The organism is Ruegeria sp. N8, assembly GCF_056531325.1.
Genome location: NZ_JBQFLQ010000013.1, coordinates 31,661 through 51,384 on the forward strand (window position 1 = coordinate 31,661; position 19,724 = coordinate 51,384).

Sequence of the window (19,724 nt, forward strand, 5' to 3'; positions counted from 1 at the left end):
AAACTGGAAATAACACCTCAGCTACCGTGGCTCGCTGCGACCGATTTTATGTTAAAGTAAGCAGGCATCAATTGGAGATTGTTGGCTCGGAGCAACGGAGATGGAACGCAAATTGGCGGCCATTCTGGCCACCGATATAGTCGGTTTCGCGGGATTGGTATCACGCGATGAAAGCGGAACATTAGCTAAGTTGGTTCGACTAGAACGTGAAATCATCGGCATGCAGGTGGAAGCAAACCGGGGTCGTGTTTTTAAGTCTACTGGCGATGGGTTTTTGGCTGAGTTCTCGAGTGTCTTTGAGGCGGTCAATTGTGCAATTAACATTCAAAGAGCCTGCGCACGCGAAGTACGCCAATCGAACAGTGACGACCCACTCATTTTACGCGTCGGAGTTTCGCTCGGTGATGTCGTTGTACACGGCGACGATATTCTCGGAGACGGCGTAAATACTGCCGCACGGCTTGAGGCAATAGCGGAACCAGGTGGAATCGCGGTTTCAGGAGAAGTAATGGCGCAAATAGCGGGCAAGATAGATCTTCCGCTGGCGGATTGCGGTCACAAAAGACTCAAGAGCACTGATACTCCAATACATGTCTACATGACCGTTTCAGAACCCGGAGAGGAAGGGGGTTTTCTGGATTTTGATGAAGATGAATTGGCCAAAACCTTAGTGACAGGTGGCTGCATCTGTGGGTTGGTCCGGTATGAAATAAACGCACCCGCCATAAGCACAGGGTATTGCCATTGTAGTTGTTGCAGAAAATTTTCTGGTTCAGCAGTTAATGCATGGGCGGCTTTTCCCGCTTCTGCTGTTCGATTTCTCACCGAGGAACCTCGATACTTCGCAACTACGCCGATAGCAAATCGTGGCTTTTGTGCCAGATGCGGGGCAAGCCTAACTTATAAGCTCGTAAAGCCACGAGAAACGGCCTATCTGGTCCTGCATACTTCGAGCCTCGACCAACCGGAAAACTTTGCTCCTTCAGTCCACTCCGGAATAGAAAGCAAAATGCCTTGGTTTGATATTTTGGATGATTTGCCGCGGACAAGATCTTCAGACTCCAGAGTTTTGCAAGAAGCGTGGTCAAGTGTCGGTCTACCAGACCCTGAAACTTGGGGACCTTTGGCTAAGCCGCCTGAGGTTTTTTAGTGACCGAGCGATTTCTGCTTTATCCGCAAAGAGAACATTCCTAGCGTTTGAGAAAATGACAACATCGAGCCCAATGCGGGCGCCCATAAGACGTTAGCGCTGCTGTACAGCGACCGACCGCTCGGAGCCCAGATCGGTCGGTCGTTTTTTCTAGATTTCCAGTGTCCCCGGCTCACGATCTACTGATCGGCTTGATTTCCATTGAGGCCATGTCGCGGCGGTCAACAGTTCTAATATGCGACAGCACCTCCATCTCGAAACTTTCCTTGAAGGTAAAGGGACCCAAATGGCCAGCACCTTTCAGAACCTTTAGTTCAACAAGCTTGCCTTGGGATGCCAGAAGTTCCGCGATGCGCTTTGTGTGCACATGCGTCTGCGATCCGCGAATGATCGTAGAGGGAACTCCCTCAGAAAGAATGTATTCTGGGTCAGGTTCTTTCAGAAGCGCATCGAAATCGCTTGGGGCTTTGTGAACCCAATCAATCATAGCGCACCTGCGTTCGCGACTCAGGGCTTGCCAAGAGCCAAGTCCTCCCCAAAAATCAGTGAAAACCTGTGCGCTAAACTCTTCGCATCCCTCTTCTATGCCAGTTCGTATTGCGTTTGTGAGGCTAACAATCTCGGAATACAATAAACCGTCAGTCACCTCTCCGGCTTTCAGTAGGCTGAACAAAGTTGGTTCATAGAGACAAAGTGATCGAACAAGGTCGGGTCGAGCTCTGGCGATATGCAAAGCCAGTGCTCCTCCATAGGAGTGTCCAATCAAGTGAGCGGGCCTGCCAAGCTTCTCTATCTCGGTGATAATCGAAGCAGCTTCGTTTTCCAATGTGAACGGCCCGTCCGGGATTTTATGACCCCTAGACAGGGTTCCTATTAGGTCGGGTGCTATCGTTTTGGTTTCTTCGCTCATCCGGGCAAACAGATTGCGCCACTGGCTTCCGTCAGCGCCAGAACAATGTAGCCCCACGCAGGGAGCAGGCGATATTTGGGACCAGCACGGCCAAGCGTGTAGTGATGCGTCAAATTGCTTATTCATGTGATGACCTCCATTCTGAGTTTCACAACGGTGTCACTCATCTGGCCTTCAACCTATCGGACACATGTCCCGGCTAGACTCAAACCGACGGGAAATTGATGGGACATTTGCCCCAAATTGACTAAAAAAAGACATGCGAACCGTTAGATACACTTCTTCAAGCGATGGTACGTCGCTGGCGTGGAGCAAATCCGGAACCGGCCTACCAATGGTAAAGGCGGCTAACTGGCTCACGCATCTCAGTTATGATCTAGACAGTCCAATTTGGTCTCACTGGATCGAATTGCTAGAAAGTCAATTCACCCTTGTTCGATATGATGAGCGAGGCTGCGGATTATCTGACAAACGAGTTGAGAACCTGGGTATTGATTACTGGGTTGATGATCTCGAAGCTGTAATCGACGCCGCTGAAATAGACGAACCAATTTATCTTCTGGGTATTTCTCAGGGCGCTGCGACTTCTATCGCGTATTCGCTGAGGTATCCCGGCAGAGTCGCCGGGATGGTACTCGTTGGAGGCTATGCAAGGGGCAGCAACCACCGCGGATCGGTTGCCGCCAAAAACTACAAGACTGTTATCGATGTATTTCGCCTGGGTTGGGAGAATGACAACCCAGCGTTTCAAGATGTATTTACATCAAGATTTCTTCCTGGTGCGCCGTCCGAACAACGCTCTTGGTTTACAGAACTTTGCCAAAAGACCGTTTTGCCTGAGACAGGGGCCGACCTGCTTATGGCGCGCGCTGACGTTAATGTTGAAAGTCTATTGCCAAAGGTTTCAGTTCCAACACTGGTGATCCATTCAAGGAACGATCAGGTTATTCCGTTTGAAGAAGGACAACGTCTCGCTCAGAATATTCCCGGAGCGACAATGTCTGCTTTAGAGGGAAAAAATCACATTATCCAACGCGATGAACCTGCCTGGCGCGCTTTTTCCAAGAGCCTGCTTGAATTTACATTTTCCGGTCAAACGACGGACTTTAACGATTTGACAAAGCGCGAGCAGGACGTGCTGAGACTCATCTGCCAAGCAATGAGTGGTAAAGAAATTGCTAGAAGTCTTCAAATGAGTGAAAAAACCGTTCGAAACCACACAAGTAAAATCTACGCCAAACTTGAACTGCAAAACAGACAGCATGCAATTCGCACGTATGGGCATCTGTTCTGATTAGAGCATGAAACTGCAAACCTATTAATCTGATCTAACGTGGCAATGGCGGCTTTGTCCGCAGAGCAATCGTTCACGCAGAGCGCCGCGAAGGTTCGATTGCCGCTCGCCGCTATTCACTTCAACGACTGTTCGCAGACCAAATTGGGCATTCTTCCAGCGGCAAAAATATGTTTCCACATGTTGCATGCTTGCTATGACTTGCCGCTGGTCTACAACTGGTGTCGTCAATCAGGAATTCCTGCGGCTGCCAGCATTTTATAGTAGGCGTCATAGATTTCTGGTTTTGCGATAGAGATACGAGCGCGCATATGCCGGAACATTGAAACGCTAAAATCGGGTTCCCGCGACACGTGAATACGTGCGAGTTCTCTAGCTCGGCTCTCATTGCCGAGAGCCATTTCCGCCACAAGTTCGTTCAGGCGAAAGACAGTCACAGTATTATGAAATGCACGCATTTTTTGGGCGGTTTCTCTTAGATCGCGCCAATTCCCTTCCGCGATTTGCGACAGGCTGATACCCATGTGGACACGGTAGTTTAGTGGGTCATTCGGGTTAAGTCGGAGCGCCTCCCTGGCATGTGCCTGTGCCGTCTGTGCTTGGCCCATCAGGCCACGCAGTACGCAGCTGGATCCCCAGGCTGAAACGCAATTTGGGCTTCTCTCGACGACTTGATCCACAAGTGACAAACCATACTCTGTATCCTCCGACAGAAACGCGAGTACGTAACCGGCATATGCTTGCGCCTCTAGGTCAAGATGTGATGCCGCCAGAGCCTCATGTGCCAGCTGAATTGCGTAATCAAATCGGGCCTCGTTTGGACGCGTATCCGGGTTCCATAGCAAAGTGCGGATCCAGCCTCGAAGAGCGCTTGCCAATGGGTACTCACTTGAGAGTGAAAGAGCTTTTGACAAATGGTCGTCTGCTTCAGTGAAATTGAACCTGTAGATCAAGGACTGCGCACGTAGGAAGTGATCATAGGCTCCAAGGGTGTCAGGGCGCTTGTGAGCGGCACGGTCTATTTCAGCTTGTCGGATACCTGGCGCAATCGAAGCAACGACAGCCTCGGTAATCTGGTCCTGAAGCTCGAAAACATCATCGAGCTTGCCATCGTATCGATCCGCCCAAACATGAGACCCGGTTTCCGCATCAATCAGCTGACCCGTGACACGCAACCGGTCACCAGCGCCGCGAACGGACCCTTCCAATACATAGCGGACACCAAGCTCTCGGCCGATACGACGCACATCAACCGAAAGCCCTTTGTAAGAAAAAGAAGAGTTTCGGGCGACCACGAATATCCAGGGCACTCTGGATAAGCTGGTGATTATATCTTCGGCTATACCTTCTGCAAAGTAGTCCTGTTCAGCGTCAGGCGACAGATTGTCAAACGCCAATACGGCCACCGAAGGCTTGTCTGGGCGAGATTGAATTATCGGGGATTCAGTAGCAAATGCTGTTTGTACCGAGTAAGCAGATACAGGGCGTGTGATATTCTTCAGATATTGCGGCCCCAATTCGGTGAACGATACATCCACCTTACCCACAAGGTCTTCGTAAACCCGACCTGAAACGATGATCCCTCCGGGAGGAGCAAGACCTTCCAGCCGGGCCGCGATGTTGACGCCGTCACCAAGAACATCACCGTCGTCATCAAAAACATCGCCTGCGTGAATTCCCATACGGAATTGCATTTCCGGACTTTGCCCGCGCGCCCCGTTCCGCTCAGCCATCTGACGTTGCATCGTTTCCGCACATGCTAGCGCATCTACAACCGAGGAAAACTCTGCAAGAAAACCGTCACCGGTTCTTTTGAATAGGCGTCCGCCATTCAGGCCGACATGCGGCTCCAGCGCCCTAAAGTGGCCCCTATATGTGTGCAATGCGGCTTCCTCGTTAGCACTGACAAGCGCGCTATAGCCAACAACATCAGCCACGAGTATGGCAGCCAAGTACCGCTCCAAACAAATTCCTCCCGCGTATCCATTGTGAAGGAGTGTCAAAGGGATATTAGGGGTTTCGCGCATAAATCGCGATCAATATTCAATGAACATCAGTGACCGAATAACGACACGCAAGCTTTTTGCTTTTGGGTAAATTAGGCAGAAGCGGACCTCGAAAAACCGAACTTTGTAATTTCGACTTTACACCGCAGCACAGACACTGGAGCAAGGTGCCGCGTATGACTGCCTTGAGGGCAAAACGAGCTTCTAGCCGCGAATGCAAGGTTTTGGCTTGGCACTTTTGACAAGCCTTCCTACTCGGGTGCCATCAAAATTCTAGGTTCAGCGCCGCATGCTTGCTATCGTTTCATTAAGGGTCCATTAGCGGAAATCAGAATGACAATACGAGCGTCTTCAAGAAAGGCATTCGAGTACAGAACACGTCTCACCGACAATCGGATTTGGGACATGTTCGCGCTGCGCCAAGGAGATGTGATTGTAGCAACACCGCCTAAGTGCGGAACAACATGGACACAGGCCCTTGTGCTGTCGCTCTTGTTTGAAAAGCCTGGTATGGACAAGGTCATGGATGATCTGTCGGTTTGGCTCGACCCTGCGTTTCGAGATCAACTCCCTATAGTTCGAATGTTCGAAGCTCAAAACCACAGAAGATGCATCAAGACCCATACGCCTTTTGACGGCATTCCTTTCGATCCAGATTGCACCTACATCGCGGTGTACAGACACCCAATCGACGCACATTTTTCGATGCGCCAACATGTGGCAAACCTGAAGGAAGACCTGATCCAAGACAGGTTCCCGGATGAGCCGACAGCTTCATTCGCCATTTTTCTTGGTGAGACCGTTCGAGAGGCGATGGCCGATGGAATCACCCTTGAGGCCATCGTTCATCACTTCAAGTCCTTCAAGTCAAACATCCAATATCCCAGCATACACATTTTCCACTACGCCGATATGCGGCGCGATTTACTCTCTCATACCAGAAAGCTAGCTTCCGTACTCGGCCTCAAAATTGACGATAAAATGTTGACCGCGATTGCGGAAAGTATCCAGTTCGAGAACATGCAAGCTAATGCGCGCGCGAGTGCCAAAGAAAAAACACGACGGTCCACAACCTTCAAAGACCCGTCAGCCTTCTTTGATAGCGCAAGCAGTCGCAAGTGGGAGGGCAAGCTTTCAGACGAAGACCTTCGTGCCTTTCACAAACGTCTTGCAGAGTTGCTCCCGGAAGACGACGCGCGATGGCTTCAGTCTGGCGGAGAGCTTACTGCTTAGGACGTTGCTCGCTGAATAAATTAAGATAGCCGCTCTGGGGTCGTCTCGGCCATCTGGGACTTTTTCCGGATGACCCGTAACCTCGATGAGCGGTCATTCATGGCCAGCGACCGCGGCCAGGCTTTGCCGTTACCAACCACGGCCGTTCGCCGCGGTTTCGTCCTATGTCTCAGATGCGGACAAAGCGGACTTTGCAAAGTTTGGTGGTCGAAGCCAGCTTTGGGCATGGTTTATGGTAAGATCCATGCAAGTGCTGCGAGGGAGAGTACCATGATCGACGCTGAACAGCGATTGGTAGACCACAACATCATTTTACCTGCGCCGCTAAAATTGCCTGTTGGTATGGTGTTGCCATTTCCGTGGATTAACGTTCGGGGCGACCGGGCGTTCGTATCTGGTCATGGACCACAAGAAATAGACGGTACTCCGGCCGGGCCATTTGGAGCAGTCGGAGAAAATGTGTCTGTGGAAGAGGGCTACGCCTCAGCACGCAAAGTCGGGCTTTCTATTCTCGGCAGTCTAAAGCGCGAACTTGGCAGTCTAAACCGAATAACGGGGTGGTGCCGAGTTCATGGGATGATAAATTGCAAATCTGGCTTCAGCGATACGCCTGCGGTTCTCAACGGTTTCACGGATTTGATCATTGACGTCTTTGGAGAAGAGATTGGCCGCCATTCACGTACGGCGGTCGGGGTGGCAGGCCTACCAATCAACTTCCCAATTGAAATCGAAGCAGAGGTTATTGTCTCAACGGCCTAGAATACACGTGAATCCGGAACGACGTACCGGTCAAAGAGGAGCAGGAATGTCGCTGCGTCGGGCAGAAGTACTGTATGGAAGAAGGCATTTGGGTGAGCCAGAAAGGAGACTTCATGATTAAGATTATGCCTAAGTTTCTGATTGTAACGGCGCTCTGTACGATCCAATACTCTCAATTAGCACTCGCGCAAAGTCACACTCACGACGCTGAAGTCATGCCATACGCCGGACTGCAATCCAGGACCATCAAAAGCTTATCTGACACCGATTTAGAAGAGCTGCGGCGCGGCGGAGGTTGGGGTTTTGCTTTACCAGCGGAGCTGAATGGCAAACCAGGCCCAGCACACTTGCGCGAATTGAAAGATGAACTTGGACTCTCGAAGGATCAGCTGAGAAAAATTGAGGCGATCCATTCTGAAATGCGCGTACAGGCAGTCGTCGCAGGCGAGCGGTTTATTGAGGCCGAGGCGGCGTTGAGTGAAGCGTTTGCCGGTGACCAGCTTGAATTGGCCGAGCTAAACAAACTTGTTGAAGCGGCCGAAACTGCCAGGGCCGAATTACGACTGGTTCATCTGTCCCGGCACCTGCAAACAACACCGCTGTTGAGCGCAGATCAAATCCAGCAATACAGCATTCTAAGAGGGTATGCGAACGACCCGTGCTCCAATGTGCCCGAAGGCCACGACCCAACCATGTGGAAAAAACACAACGGTTGCAGCTGAATCCTTTTGAAATCAGCGGAAACTAATGTTGGACATGGAGCTAAGAAATCTGATTGCCCTTCATCCAATCTCTCAGCTATGTCGAGCAAACACACTCGTTGTTCCATCCAGACCAACGAGCAAGGTTTCATAAGGTTCTCGTTCGTCTGAAAAATCCATGCCGGGTGAACCCATCGGCATGCCTGGAACTGTTAGGCCGAGGCCTTCAGGATGTTCGGACAAAAGTCGATAGATATCTACTGCCGGGACATGACCTTCGACAAAATAGTCCCCAATAATTGCAGTGTGGCAACTGGAAAGCTCATCTGAGATTTTCATTTGTTCTTTAAGCGACCACAGCTGCCCCTGTTCCATGTCTAGCGTATCGGCGCGAAATCCTGCGGAAATCAGGTGATCTACCCACGCGGAACAACAGCCGCAGGTTGGCGTCTTGTAGACTTTGATGAGTGGGGCTTCTTGACCGACGGCAGGAGTGGCTAACACTGCTGCTGTACCCGCTAGTAAAAATTCGCGTCGTTTCATTGGTCTCTTCTCCGCTTCCTCATGGGACTACAAAGATATTGTGCCAAGGCCAAACTTTTCAATGTTACCGGACTGAGCATCAAACGGGCAGTTTCGATACAAGATCTGAATCTCAATCCAAATAACACTGGTCGCCAAACGTTTTGTGAGTTGCATCGCGTATGGCTCAAGTTCACTCGAGCGTTCGGCAACGGACCTCGCGATCAACGTCGTGGTGAGGTCCATAGCAACCTTCTAAGCCGTGGCCATGCCAGTTGCCTTGGTGGTGCCTGCCCGTGCACCCTGACAATGCAATCACTATGACCAAGAATGCCGCTCTTCGCGGGTGCTTGATCCAACAGTTCTGTTCCATGTGCAAACCAACCTAGTAGCAATCCGGCTACCTTTGCTTTGACGCAGGTCAACACCCCATTGCGGCAGCTTCCAAATAGCGGCAGTTAGTCTATCGTGAACAGCTCCTGTCTTTCAGCAACACCGCGCAATCTGTATTGCCCCAGGGAAACAAGACTTGGAATGGAGCCCACTAAGTCACCCGCCACCTTATCGGAAACCACAATGTTCTGATCAAGCGCGCTGCACATGCCTAAAATGCGCGAAGTTGTATTTACCGCTGGGCCGACCACTGTGAAATCCAAGCGAGACCTACCGCCAATATTGCCGTAAAGAACATCGCCTGCGTGCAACGAGAGAGTGAAGCCGGTCGTTGGCAAACCATCAGCTTGCCGTCGTTGGTTGAGTTCCTCAAAGATATTTCGCAACTCCACGGCCGCGTGAATTGCGACGCGGCGAGCGTCCGGAACTTGATTGATATCGAAGATGGCAAGCATTCCATCTCCCATGAATTTCAAAACGTTACCGCCATTGCGTTCGACTACGTCAACAGCTTCCGCGAAGTAGTCGTTTAGCAATTCTATGATTGAGTCCCCCGGAAGCGCCTCTGACAATTTGGTAAATCCTTGCAGGTCAAAATACCAAATCACCGCTGAAATAGTTTCCGATGAACCTCGGGTGATGTCCCCGGAAAGAACGCGCCTACTGGCGTCTTTGCCCAGATACGCGGCGGTTATGTCTTCAGCCATCAGCCGGTTTGCCCCACATTTCAGCGTCAGGCAAAGTGGAGATATCAGTTGACGCAAACCATCAAGTTGCTCGCTTGTGAAACCCCCGCTCGCGTCGGTTGTCAATGAGATTATGGCACCTTCCTCGGCCTGCAATGGATCGACTGGCGTAGTATTGTCCTGAATAAGGAAAAACCGTTTAACAGCGAAGTAGTCAGTTGCACCGCGCGCGCGAAGTTCGTCGAAGATCGGAAAGTTGAGCGCGGGTTCTTCGACTGTCAGATCTTGTCTGATCTCTTCAACGTTGTTTGCCAAAAGATGGTAAATCGGGCTTAGAACGTATTGCTCAGGCGCATCCGTTCTTCGGACAAAGTTCTCTCGCTCATGACCGCCTTCCCTGTGCCAGCGAAAAGCGACAGTCCCAATCTCGGGATGATGAGCGCGAACAGTGATGTTTGCTCTTTGAAGTGGAATTCCTGCCGAAACAAGACGTTGGCAGAATGCCTCAAGCCAGAGCTCCACAGGCGCATTCTCCAAGCCCTGTTGAACCAGCCAATCGGCTATGTCCTTAACGGCGGCAGTCAGTTCCCAGTTTTGGACTAAAGGAGCTGCCATGATGTCCTCTTAGTGAGCTATCTGAACAGTTGGCTCGTAGTCTAATTCACTTCAAGGACACATCAAATTCAATTCTCCCACTGCGCTTGCAGCCCTAAGGTATATGCTGATCTTGTGGCGTATTGCACGCGCGACACCTGGGCGATGGTCGCAATTCATCGGGAATTACTGGCGGTGCTGCTCCCCTAGGAGACTAGGCGATTTGCCGGAGTTACGGCGCCCCCAACACTTAATCTTGCCAATCCAACCGATACAAGACGTGGTGACCGCGTAGACCTTTCAGGAGTCTGGGTTCTATTTCAAAAAACGAGAAATCAGTTCGTCCTCCGACCATGGCGCGAGTCGCATCTGAAACGAGTATCTCGCCCGCCGCACCAACCGTGGTTATGCGTGAAGCTTTGTTGACCACAGTGCCAAAAAAATCTCCACGAGATTGCACGACATCACCAGTGTGAATTCCAATCCGGACACCGAAAGACGGCTCCTCGGAAGCCGATGCAATAGCCTTCTGAATCTTGACAGCAGCCGTTAGCGCTTCCTTCGCGGACGGAAAGACGGACAACGTTCCGTCTCCAAGGGATTTCACGAACTGGCCATGATACTTTTCAATGATCGCCGCCAAGACTTGGAAGTGGTTTTCGATCAGCACCGACCAACGCTGATCGCCCAACGCCTCCGCCAACGTTGTGCTGCCCTCCACATCAGTGAAAAGTACTGAAGCCAAACCTTCGGTTTGGATCAGTTCGGGTCCATCTTCGCGCGCAGCATCAACCAGTTTTTGGATGGCCAGCTGCTCTTTACCCACGAGTTCAATATTTGGAGTTGGCACTGAAGCGTGGCGATTGATGATCTTCCAGGCTGCTCCCTCCAGGACAAAAATCAGAACGGTGCGGTAAAAGACGGCTTCATCAAAGCCGACAAACTGAATCTTGTGGACGAAGGATGACCATCCCGTCTCTCCGTTATCGAAGGCCTCAGCTTCAACTTCTTCGAAAACGACTGGTGCCGGGATCTCCGCGAAAAAGCCGCTAACCCCATCGCGAACTGCTTGCCCGCTCCAAAACTCACCTTCTCCTGTCCCAACGAACCGTAGTTCATCTGCTTTCGACAGAAAATCCTGCAACTCGTCAGTATTCTTCTTGGTTCTGAGTATTTCATACCAACGCCTCGAAACCGCCAGCAGCTCAGGTGAGGAACGTATCATCACAAATGACTCGAGACGCTAAATGGAATGAGGCTTACAAGGTCTTGCAACCGGGATCTCCATTTTTCGAAAGATGCAGGTCAATGCTGCCGCTGAGGTTTGGTCAGATCAAGACTTTTGTATTTCTCCAGAACGGAGCGCATAAGACGCAGATCAAAAGACGCACGTCGGTTCAGAGCGAACTATCGACGGAGTTTCTGAGTTCGAGTCCGGATCACAGGGTATCGAATCGTTTCGCTGTCGGAGAGCTACTCGACGCTGTACTGACCCGCAAAATAAGATGCGTGAGTGTATCGGGCACACGCTAAGCTAGAAGGTTCCCAGAACTACGCGGTGAATTTCTAAGTACAGCACGCTCCGTCTTGACATGGTTATACGAACTGGTTCAGCTTCCGATCATGACATACACACGCATCCACTGCCATCGAATATCGGCCTGAGGTCGATAACCCACGCGAAATCCGTGGGAGGCAGCATTGGTATGCGGGCGAGGCTTATATCCTTGTAATTGCTCCAGATTAGAGTGCACTAGTCGGTTCGATTCCGACGCCTCCTACCATCCTCAGGAGGTGTCCGACATGGCGGACGGCGTCATGAACACAATTGATTTCAACGATATCAAGCAATCGGTCGAGAAGAGCCTCGGAAGCACACCCGAAGGCTGGTCAGGCTTGGTAGCGACGCTCTTCACAGAGGTTAAAGAACACTGTGATCAGAAGGATGCCACCTACCCCTTCATCCTCCAGATCAAAGAGAAACTCGGCGAGCTCCGCATCTACCACCGGTGTGATGATCGACACATCCAGTCGATGATCACCGCCACAATTGCACGAGCAAATCGTACCTGTGAACGATGCTCAAACGCTGCCGAAACCCAGATTTTGGATGGGTGGTACACGACCCTGTGTTGTTGGTGCGCGCATGATGTCGCGAGCAAGCGCCATCCGGAAAGGAAGAGGTTTTTTGGTGTTCGAAAAAAGCCTGCTCGGAATCGAATGACCTGCGGTATCTGCGGATACTTCGGTCAGATCGACCGATCTGATGATCAGGGACGCTGCCCTGCATGTGTGAAGAAAGGGGGGTGAGTAGTGCTCAAGATCGTCGTCTATGTGAATGAAAGCGAAGTGGCTCGGGCTCATTTGGGCAATATCAGCGAGCTGGCTGATTTGTCCGACTATGAAATCCAGATGAATGAGAGAGCGTCTGAAAGGCTCGGAATCAAGGAGAAGAGCATTCGTGGCGAGATCTTGCAGCATCGTCGAAAGCAGACTGTCTGGTCTTTGGTCCAGAAGGCCGCGCAGCTCTGGATGGAGAAGACAGGAGCACGAGAGCCCCGCGCTGAGATGGATGAGCTGACGACTGCGTTCCTGAAGTTAAAGAAGGTCGAGTTTCTCGCCGGGCGAGCACCGCTGTTTGACCCAATCAGCAGCCCGGATGATTTTGATGAGCTCATCGCTGACGTCGAGATTGATCCACTGACCAGGGCGCTTTTGGCACTGCAAGCAGCTGAGATCGCATTGGGCCATGCAAGACTGTCTGATCCGGTCAGTGCAGACGAAATCAGAGCGCGAAAGGTGAATGAGAGTGACAACGAACTGCTTTCGCAGATCCGGGCGAGCATTCGCGAGTTGGATGATCTTATCGCTGACGAAGAGAACGGTAATGACGAGGACAATTGAGCCGGGTTTCTCAAATACTGAAGATCCAAGGTTCCTGAAGCTGTCGTTCGCTGTCCACGACAGTGAAAGCAGTGTTGTGATCCCAATCTCGCCTGCCGATTTCGAAGGGATCGAAGATCTCACTGATGAAGAGATCATGCGCGCTATTGATAAAAAATCTGGCGCGCTGAAGGATGTGTGATGAAACAGGTCGTTGACTGGAATGACATCCATACAAGCGTGCTGAAAGCCCTTGGAGAGCATCGTGTGGGCTGGGCTGACCAGCTCGCTCTAGTGTTAGAAGATGTGAAGCACAGTGTTGCGCAACACCCCGATGTCTTTGGAGATGAGTTGCCGGTGATCGTACAGATCAAGCAAAAGTTGGGAGGCCTTCGTGTCTACACACGAAAGTGCAACCAGAATACTCTCGACGAGCTTGATACGCGTGTAGACCAGATCGAGAAGACGTGTGAGAAATGTGGGAATTCTGCTGAAAGCCAGCTCGTGCAAGGCTATCTGACGACGCTTTGTTGTTGGTGTTACAACGATTTCCTCGAAAGCCGATTTGAAGATGCGGAGGCGACTTGGCCGACAGATCTTGAGCTCAACATTGCAGATCGCTTTCCAGACCTGGTGAGCGCTGATACGGCATCATTATGGCCAAGCATTGGCCCGGGTCGGCTCGTACTGCTGGGGAGGTTTCTTGCGGAGGCTGAGCATTTGGTTCGGGAGACCTTTGAGACGCCGATTCAAGTGCAGATCTCGGATGTGACGACGGGCTCAGATGGTTCAATCCAGATCGACTTCCGTCGATACGATCAATGCTTGGATCTCCCGCTCAAGCGCCTCGTAATGGACAGCAAGCGCACATGTGCAAGATGTGGCCATGTGGGGGATATCGTACGGAAGAGGAACAAGCCGACTGCCCTGTGCGCGCACTGTCAGGAGCAAGGCGATTGGAACCCTTTCGATGAGTGATGAGTTTTCAGATGAAGCGATCTCTGGTCGCCCATTGCACGATATTCCTTTGGATAACTTGATTGCGGAGATCCGAGCGCGCTTGAAAGAGGATTCAGATGCATGGCCGGCACTTCTGGCGACTGCGCAAGAACACATCGCGGAGATTGAGCCAGCTGATGGTGTAGCGGAGTGGCCCGACCGATGAATTATAGAGAACAAGTGGCCAGAATGAGTGAAAACGATAAAATCACTGAAGGATCTGGCGGCGTCTATAAGGATATTGGCCTGCCGGAACCGGTTGTCAGTGTGCTGTTCTGCGACCTGAGGATCGTAGCCGTAAGAGGACAGTTCTACCCAGTTGAAATCGCGGTCATGAGAGTGATCGATGACGAGCCATACACTTGGTCAACTCGCATCTACCCTGCCCTGAACTGGTCACATCAGGTTTTGGACGCATCTCCAATCAACCTTTCGACGGCTCCACCTGCCGTGGATGTTGCAAGCCAGGTTTCGGGCATCATCGACCAATGCCCGGCGGGTTGGATCTATTCAGATTCTTCATCAACGTCAGGACTACTGGAGCGCTTGCTGGCAGAAGCAGAGGTTGAATACGTTCAAAAAGTCGATGTGCTGCGTGCGGACCAGATCATGCAGGATGATGCATCTCGTCGAACGATGAAACAGCTGCTGAATTCACACAAGCGAACCACTGACGATCCGCTAGATGAGGTGGAGCGGTTGTGGACATGCTACCAAGCAGCGAAGGCCTCACAGGAAGGAGATGAGCGATGATTTTGGCGAAAAATGCCTGACGTAGATAATCAGCCCTAGGCAAACATTCGCAACTGGACTTTACAAATCCGAATAAGCGGACGGAGCTGACATTCGAGATCACCGAGTCTACCATAGCGGCATAAGTTAGGGAGGCTTCAACATGACTGATCCCAATGAAGTCGCGCACCATTACCACTCCGGTCACTTGCTAAAGCGAATTTCTGATGGTTGCGCAGCACTAGACTTGACCCCACCGATTTCTCGCGACGCTTTGGCGCCGGTTGACGAGTTTCACATTGGTGGACGCCTTGCGACCGAACCTTTTGTGCAGGCTTTAGACCTTTCGCCCCAAAGTCGGGTTGTCGATTTTGGATGTGGCCTCGGTGGTCCTGCCCGCTATGTCGCAGCGGCCACTGGTGCTCATGTGACCGGCATCGATTTAACTGCCGAGTTTGTGGAAACAGGACGCGCCCTTACAGAATGGACGGGCATGTCGGATCGGGTTCAACTCATCGAAGGCAGCGTGCTTGATCTGCCGTTGGAATCTGACTCGATGGACGCTGCTTACATGATCCACGTCGGCATGAACATTGCGGACAAAGTTGGCATCGCGCGGGAGGCAATGCGTGTGCTTAAACCAGGGGGTATATTTGCGATTTACGATGTGATGCAAGTCGGCGAGGGCAATATGGATTATCCAGCGCCTTGGGCTTCGACTTCGGATCAGAGTGCGCTTGCACCACCAGAGACATATGAGGCGGCTTTGAAGTCCGTTGGTTTCGAATTGACCGATAGGATCGACCGCACCGTGTTTGCCAAACAATTCTTTGAAGATTTGGCGGCTGCGCAAAGCCGTGCGGATGGTCCTCCACATCTTGGCCTGCATCTGATCATGGGCGACGACACAGCGCTAAAGATCCAAAACATGGTGCGAAACATAGAAGGCGGATTGATAGCCCCGATTGAGATCCACGCCCGTCTGCCCATCTAACTTTGCGTCCGCACTGGGCTCGAATTAATCATTCTCTGCGGTGTGCGGATGGACCGATGGCAGCCCGAAGCAGACATTCACAGTCACGCTTTTCAGTTTTGCACTAAGCCATTCACTAGGACATGCGCGACGTTCAGAAAATCATGTTGTCTTTTCCAAGCAGCGTAATTTGCGCTACCAATAGACATGAATGGAGACCGCAGACTTTCCGCAGTACTCTCGGCCGATGTAGTAAACTACTCAGGCCAGATTAAGGCAGATGAAAATAGGACTCTCAGCGAACTTCGTGTTCTACGTCGAGAGTTATTTGATCCTTTGGTTAGCGATCATCGAGGTAATGTCGTTAAGAGGATGGGTGATGGATGGATAGTCGAGTTTAACTCGGTATCTGATGCAGTACGATGCGCCCTTGATCTTCAAAGCCAGGTGTCAACTCAGTCCTCATTGAAACTACGAGTGGGTGTGCATCTTGGAGATGTCGTATTCGACGAAGATGACATTTTCGGCGATGGCATCAATCTATCTGCACGTCTACAAGAGGCTTCCAACGAAGGGGCTGTGTTAATTTCAGATGTCGTCCATCGCAGCCTTGACGAGCGCCTCGCTGAGCAATTTTATCGCGCTGGAGAGCGACAGTTTAAGAACGCGCCGTCACCAATAGAAGTTTTCCAATGGTCGCCGCCAGGTTCTGCCCCACCGCGAGTAACTCCGGCTAGCCATACAAAGTCTCTGCTAATCGGCGTCTTACCTTTCGATAATCTCTCTTCTGACCCCGATCAGGAGTTTTTTGCAGATGGAATTACCGAAGAGATCATCACCACTTTATCAAAACTCCCGAATTTACTGGTCGTCGCGCGTAACTCTACATTCGTCTACAAAGGTCGCTCCGTTGACGTGAAACAGGTCGGTCTGGAGCAGGGTGTCGATCTTGTTCTTGAGGGAAGTGTCCGTCAAAGCGGTAACCGGGTGAGGATCACAGCACAGCTAATCGATGCAAAGTCCGGCATGCATATTTGGGCAGACCGCTATGATCGCCTCATTGAAGATGTATTCGAAGTTCAGGATGAAATCGCACTTAGGATTGCAACCGAGCTTCAAGTCGAACTGTTGGCGGGAGAAATGGCTCGTTTCAGAGGATCCGGCACAAATAACCTAGGCGCGTGGACTGCTCAACTAAAGGCCGTTGAGGCTTCGCGCAGAATTACCAGGGAAGCTCAGGCCGACGCTCGCCGATTTGCACAACAGGCAATTGCACTCGACCCGGGTTACTCGGCTCCGTATTGTACTTTGGGATTCATTTGCACTGTCGAAGCACGACATGGATTTGTTGCTGACCGGCGTGCCGCGCTAGCGGAGGCTCGTGACTGCGCTCAGCGAGCTCTGGAAATAGACAGCTACAACCCAGAGGCTCACGCTATTGCGGGTTTTGCGGATGCAATCGATGGCAAGCTGGTTTCGGCTATCGAGAAGTTCAACGAGGCACTAGCGCTGAATCCAAACCACGCTGACGTGGCTGCCAGACTGTCAATCACCCTAGCTTTCAATGGCCAGGCAAATGAAGCGATCCAAGTCGCACAACAAGCCATTACCCTGAACCCTCACTATCCAGGTTGGTATGCAGGCGTTCTGGGTTTAGCCCTTCGACTCGACGGTCAATACGAGGAAGCCAAGAAAGCATTCACCGAATATGGTCAAAGGGTTGAAGGCTTTGGTCACCTCGACCTCGTAATCGTCCATGTAGAGACGGAGAACCTTGAGGCCGCTCGCGATGAAGCACGGAATGTGATGAAATACCGCCCTCAGTTTTCCATATCGGACTGGGCGAAAACTCAACTTTTCTCTGACAGAGAAAGGCTGGAGAAAGACTGTGCGTCTTTGCGACTAGCCGGTTTGCCTGAATAAGAGCAGGGTTTCGCAGTAGAAGGTTGGTTTGTGATGGAAACCGATCTCACACGTTTCCGATTTGGGTTCGCGATGGCCTTGCGCTTCTAGGTGCCTTGGCGGTGGGCCGCAGTCCAAACCGGATAATCACAAATGGGCCTAGCAATTTCCCGGTTGCGGAGGAAAGCTGCCCTTCGCGGTTAAACAAACCAAGCCAAAATTTTGGCCGATTATCCGCAGGAACTTGAAGCTTAATTTATTTGATCACGCGGGCTTTATCAGTGTTTCCAGATATTCTCGAGTGTCGGCGTCCCACGAGCTGGGGTCCTCTCCATGGGCGACCACCGCGTGCAGTTCCATGAGCTTCCAGACTTCGTCCTTGGTCGCAGCAACTACTTTGCCCGGGCAGGCCTCCATGCCTTCGCAATCCTTGCAGGCATATGAATAAACAGTGTTCATCGCTTTCTCCTCCGTTCGCTCGAAAAGTTGCTTAGAACTCAGGAAACGTCGGCAGCCCGTCGTCGAGTTTTATCCATGGCTGCTGATGTGACACGAAGATGTGGGCCTTGGGTTGCGCAATCGATGGGTCGTCCAACGTTACAGAAGAAAACCAAGCGTCAGCGCTCCAGTCTTGGCCCTCAACTTCATTTAGGGCGGCATAGGTCAACGTCGTTCCACAGTCCCGACAAAACCCGCGGCGAATACCCGAAGTTTTCTCAATGTGTTGGATTTCGCCTTTGATAACGGCGAAGTCTTCGGCGGCCACTTTAGCCCAAGTTGCAAAGGCGCCACCAACGGCCATTTGGCATGAACGACAATGGCAATGTCCCGACCAGACAGGTGGTGTCGCGATCTGGTATCGAACAGCACCACAGTAACATCCACCTTGAAGTTTTTCCATCGTATCAAGATCTCCTGGCATGCGGCTAGGTTGACATCAGCACTAAAGCATCCGCTCCAATATTTTATAATAGAAGCGCAGATTTCACTGTGAATAATGTCAAGAATGCCGATATCATGCGACTCAAATAGTCTAATCAAACATTAGAAAATCTACAGCATGGACTGGCTGCACCTTCCCCCAATGAACGCTTTGCGCGCCTTCTCAGCGGTTGCGGAAGCTGGGAGTTACACCGTGGCTGCTGAACGCTTGAACGTGACCCAAGCGGCTGTCAGCCAGCAGGTCAAATCGTTGGAAAGGCATTTGGGTGTAGCTCTCGTTGTTAGACGTGGGCGCAGCATTGAATTGACAGAGCCAGGCATCATTCTCGCACGTGAACTCGGTATCGGCTTTGAAATCATTGCAAGGGGTGTCGAACGACTGGCAGAACACACGGCGCAGCGTCCCGTTCAAGTGACAATGTCACCCGCATTCGCGGTGGAGTGGCTATTGCCGAGAATGGCAGAGTTTCAACAACAACATCCAGAGATCACTTTGATGCTGAACCCAACTTCTGAACTGGTTCAGATAAGACCAGGCGGCATCGATGTCGCCATTCGGTATCACGATAGACGCATGCCAAGAAAAGAAGAGGACACTGTCCTTGTTTCCGACATGGTCGTGATCGGAGCACCTTCACTGGTGGAAGGCCAAGATCTGCGTGACCCGGCCTCTTTAACGAAGCTGCCCTGGTTGCAGGAACTGGGCACAAACGAGGCGGCCGACTGGTTCACCTATCATGGAGTCGTACCTCCCGAGCCATTGACGATAAATCACATGCCTGGGAACTTGATCATGACTGCGGTTCGCCGGGGTGACGGTATAACGTATTCTGCCAGAGCTTTTTTTTTGGACGATCTGTCATCTGGTCGGATGATTGAGTTGTTCTCTGAGCCACTCTTCGGCGTCTATTACATCCAGACTCAAGCAGAATTTCAGCGTCCCGAGGCTAAGGTGTTCGTCAATTGGCTTATGTCTCAGTCGCAAGTCGTATCGAGACACAACTCTGGAAGCTGAGACGTATCTAATTTCCCCCTGCTCTGTTTG

The 19,724-nt window shown here is 51.5% G+C and carries 21 protein-coding genes; 14 read left to right on the forward strand and 7 right to left on the reverse strand.

The annotated features are described in order from the left end of the window. The first annotated feature begins 100 nt into the window (after positions 1 to 100). On the forward strand, positions 101 to 1,150 hold the full coding sequence (locus ACR0C5_RS18090) for a GFA family protein (protein ID WP_480878212.1): 1,050 nt from the start codon (positions 101 to 103) through the stop codon (positions 1,148 to 1,150). 172 nt (positions 1,151 to 1,322) lie between these two features. On the opposite strand, the gene ACR0C5_RS18095 is transcribed toward ACR0C5_RS18090, so the two are convergent. After that, positions 1,323 to 2,186, reverse strand: a complete 864-nt coding sequence (locus ACR0C5_RS18095) for an alpha/beta fold hydrolase (RefSeq protein WP_170568092.1) — start codon at positions 2,184 to 2,186, stop codon at positions 1,323 to 1,325. A 208-nt stretch (positions 2,187 to 2,394) separates the two neighbouring features. On the opposite strand from ACR0C5_RS18095, the gene ACR0C5_RS18100 reads away from it, so the two are divergent. Continuing rightward, a complete protein-coding gene (locus ACR0C5_RS18100) occupies positions 2,395 to 3,354 on the forward strand; it encodes an alpha/beta fold hydrolase (protein ID WP_170700179.1) in 960 nt (319 codons plus the stop codon). Positions 3,355 to 3,581: 227 nt separating this feature from the next. On the opposite strand, the gene ACR0C5_RS18105 is transcribed toward ACR0C5_RS18100, so the two are convergent. Further along, on the reverse strand, positions 3,582 to 5,306 hold the full coding sequence (locus tag ACR0C5_RS18105; protein ID WP_480878215.1) for an adenylate/guanylate cyclase domain-containing protein: 1,725 nt from the start codon (positions 5,304 to 5,306) through the stop codon (positions 3,582 to 3,584). A 459-nt stretch (positions 5,307 to 5,765) separates the two neighbouring features. Here ACR0C5_RS18105 and ACR0C5_RS18110 point away from each other — a divergent pair, with 459 nt between their 5' ends. The 3 genes from ACR0C5_RS18110 to ACR0C5_RS18120 all read left to right on the forward strand — a co-directional run bounded on the left by ACR0C5_RS18110 (position 5,766) and on the right by ACR0C5_RS18120 (position 8,074). Then, entirely contained in the window at positions 5,766 to 6,593 is an 828-nt protein-coding gene (locus ACR0C5_RS18110; protein WP_480878217.1) for a sulfotransferase domain-containing protein, read from the forward strand. A gap of 270 nt (positions 6,594 to 6,863) precedes the next feature. Beyond that, positions 6,864 to 7,352 (forward strand): RidA family protein, encoded by a 489-nt coding sequence (locus tag ACR0C5_RS18115; RefSeq protein WP_170803326.1) that lies wholly within the window; start codon positions 6,864 to 6,866, stop codon positions 7,350 to 7,352. A gap of 113 nt (positions 7,353 to 7,465) precedes the next feature. Next, positions 7,466 to 8,074 carry a Spy/CpxP family protein refolding chaperone gene (locus ACR0C5_RS18120; protein ID WP_480878220.1) on the forward strand — a complete coding sequence of 203 codons (609 nt, stop codon included), beginning with the start codon at positions 7,466 to 7,468 and terminating at the stop codon, positions 8,072 to 8,074. Between the two features lie 72 nt (positions 8,075 to 8,146). On the opposite strand, the gene ACR0C5_RS18125 is transcribed toward ACR0C5_RS18120, so the two are convergent. The 3 genes from ACR0C5_RS18125 to ACR0C5_RS18135 all read right to left on the reverse strand — a co-directional run bounded on the left by ACR0C5_RS18125 (position 8,147) and on the right by ACR0C5_RS18135 (position 11,473). Continuing rightward, the gene (locus ACR0C5_RS18125; RefSeq protein WP_480878222.1) at positions 8,147 to 8,596 is read right to left on the reverse strand and encodes a DUF411 domain-containing protein; all 450 of its coding nucleotides are present in this window, start codon (positions 8,594 to 8,596) and stop codon (positions 8,147 to 8,149) included. Between the two features lie 437 nt (positions 8,597 to 9,033). Next, the gene (locus ACR0C5_RS18130; RefSeq protein WP_480878224.1) at positions 9,034 to 10,269 is read right to left on the reverse strand and encodes an adenylate/guanylate cyclase domain-containing protein; all 1,236 of its coding nucleotides are present in this window, start codon (positions 10,267 to 10,269) and stop codon (positions 9,034 to 9,036) included. 229 nt (positions 10,270 to 10,498) lie between these two features. Then, complete coding sequence (locus ACR0C5_RS18135) at positions 10,499 to 11,473, reverse strand: adenylate/guanylate cyclase domain-containing protein (RefSeq protein WP_480878227.1); 975 nt, start codon at positions 11,471 to 11,473, stop codon at positions 10,499 to 10,501. Between the two features lie 578 nt (positions 11,474 to 12,051). Between ACR0C5_RS18135 and ACR0C5_RS18140 the strand changes: the two genes are divergently transcribed. From ACR0C5_RS18140 to ACR0C5_RS18175, 8 genes are all read left to right on the forward strand, one after another. Next, on the forward strand, positions 12,052 to 12,558 hold the full coding sequence (locus ACR0C5_RS18140) for a hypothetical protein (RefSeq protein ID WP_480878229.1): 507 nt from the start codon (positions 12,052 to 12,054) through the stop codon (positions 12,556 to 12,558). Between the two features lie 3 nt (positions 12,559 to 12,561). After that, on the forward strand, positions 12,562 to 13,152 hold the full coding sequence (locus ACR0C5_RS18145; protein WP_480878231.1) for a hypothetical protein: 591 nt from the start codon (positions 12,562 to 12,564) through the stop codon (positions 13,150 to 13,152). Further along, complete coding sequence (locus tag ACR0C5_RS18150) at positions 13,136 to 13,333, forward strand: hypothetical protein (protein WP_480878233.1); 198 nt, start codon at positions 13,136 to 13,138, stop codon at positions 13,331 to 13,333. The genes ACR0C5_RS18145 and ACR0C5_RS18150 overlap by 17 nt, the downstream gene beginning before the upstream one ends. Further along, positions 13,333 to 14,109: a hypothetical protein gene (locus ACR0C5_RS18155; protein ID WP_480878236.1), complete on the forward strand. Its 777-nt coding sequence runs from the start codon at positions 13,333 to 13,335 to the stop codon at positions 14,107 to 14,109. Before ACR0C5_RS18150 ends, ACR0C5_RS18155 begins: the two co-directional genes overlap by 1 nt. After that, positions 14,102 to 14,296 (forward strand): hypothetical protein, encoded by a 195-nt coding sequence (locus tag ACR0C5_RS18160; protein ID WP_480722409.1) that lies wholly within the window; start codon positions 14,102 to 14,104, stop codon positions 14,294 to 14,296. Before ACR0C5_RS18155 ends, ACR0C5_RS18160 begins: the two co-directional genes overlap by 8 nt. 23 nt (positions 14,297 to 14,319) lie before the next feature. Beyond that, positions 14,320 to 14,883: a hypothetical protein gene (locus ACR0C5_RS18165; protein ID WP_480878238.1), complete on the forward strand. Its 564-nt coding sequence runs from the start codon at positions 14,320 to 14,322 to the stop codon at positions 14,881 to 14,883. Between the two features lie 142 nt (positions 14,884 to 15,025). Then, positions 15,026 to 15,856: a class I SAM-dependent methyltransferase gene (locus ACR0C5_RS18170; RefSeq protein WP_480878240.1), complete on the forward strand. Its 831-nt coding sequence runs from the start codon at positions 15,026 to 15,028 to the stop codon at positions 15,854 to 15,856. 186 nt (positions 15,857 to 16,042) lie between these two features. Continuing rightward, positions 16,043 to 17,758 (forward strand): adenylate/guanylate cyclase domain-containing protein, encoded by a 1,716-nt coding sequence (locus ACR0C5_RS18175; protein WP_480492649.1) that lies wholly within the window; start codon positions 16,043 to 16,045, stop codon positions 17,756 to 17,758. A 243-nt stretch (positions 17,759 to 18,001) separates the two neighbouring features. Here ACR0C5_RS18175 and ACR0C5_RS18180 read toward each other — a convergent pair whose 3' ends face one another. Then, entirely contained in the window at positions 18,002 to 18,196 is a 195-nt protein-coding gene (locus ACR0C5_RS18180; RefSeq protein ID WP_170415288.1) for a DUF1059 domain-containing protein, read from the reverse strand. A gap of 31 nt (positions 18,197 to 18,227) precedes the next feature. After that, entirely contained in the window at positions 18,228 to 18,638 is a 411-nt protein-coding gene (locus tag ACR0C5_RS18185; RefSeq protein WP_480878243.1) for a GFA family protein, read from the reverse strand. 183 nt (positions 18,639 to 18,821) lie between these two features. Between ACR0C5_RS18185 and ACR0C5_RS18190 the strand changes: the two genes are divergently transcribed. Next, positions 18,822 to 19,694, forward strand: coding sequence for a LysR family transcriptional regulator (locus tag ACR0C5_RS18190; protein ID WP_480878258.1), 873 nt, complete (start codon positions 18,822 to 18,824; stop codon positions 19,692 to 19,694). Positions 19,695 to 19,724: the final 30 nt, after the last annotated feature.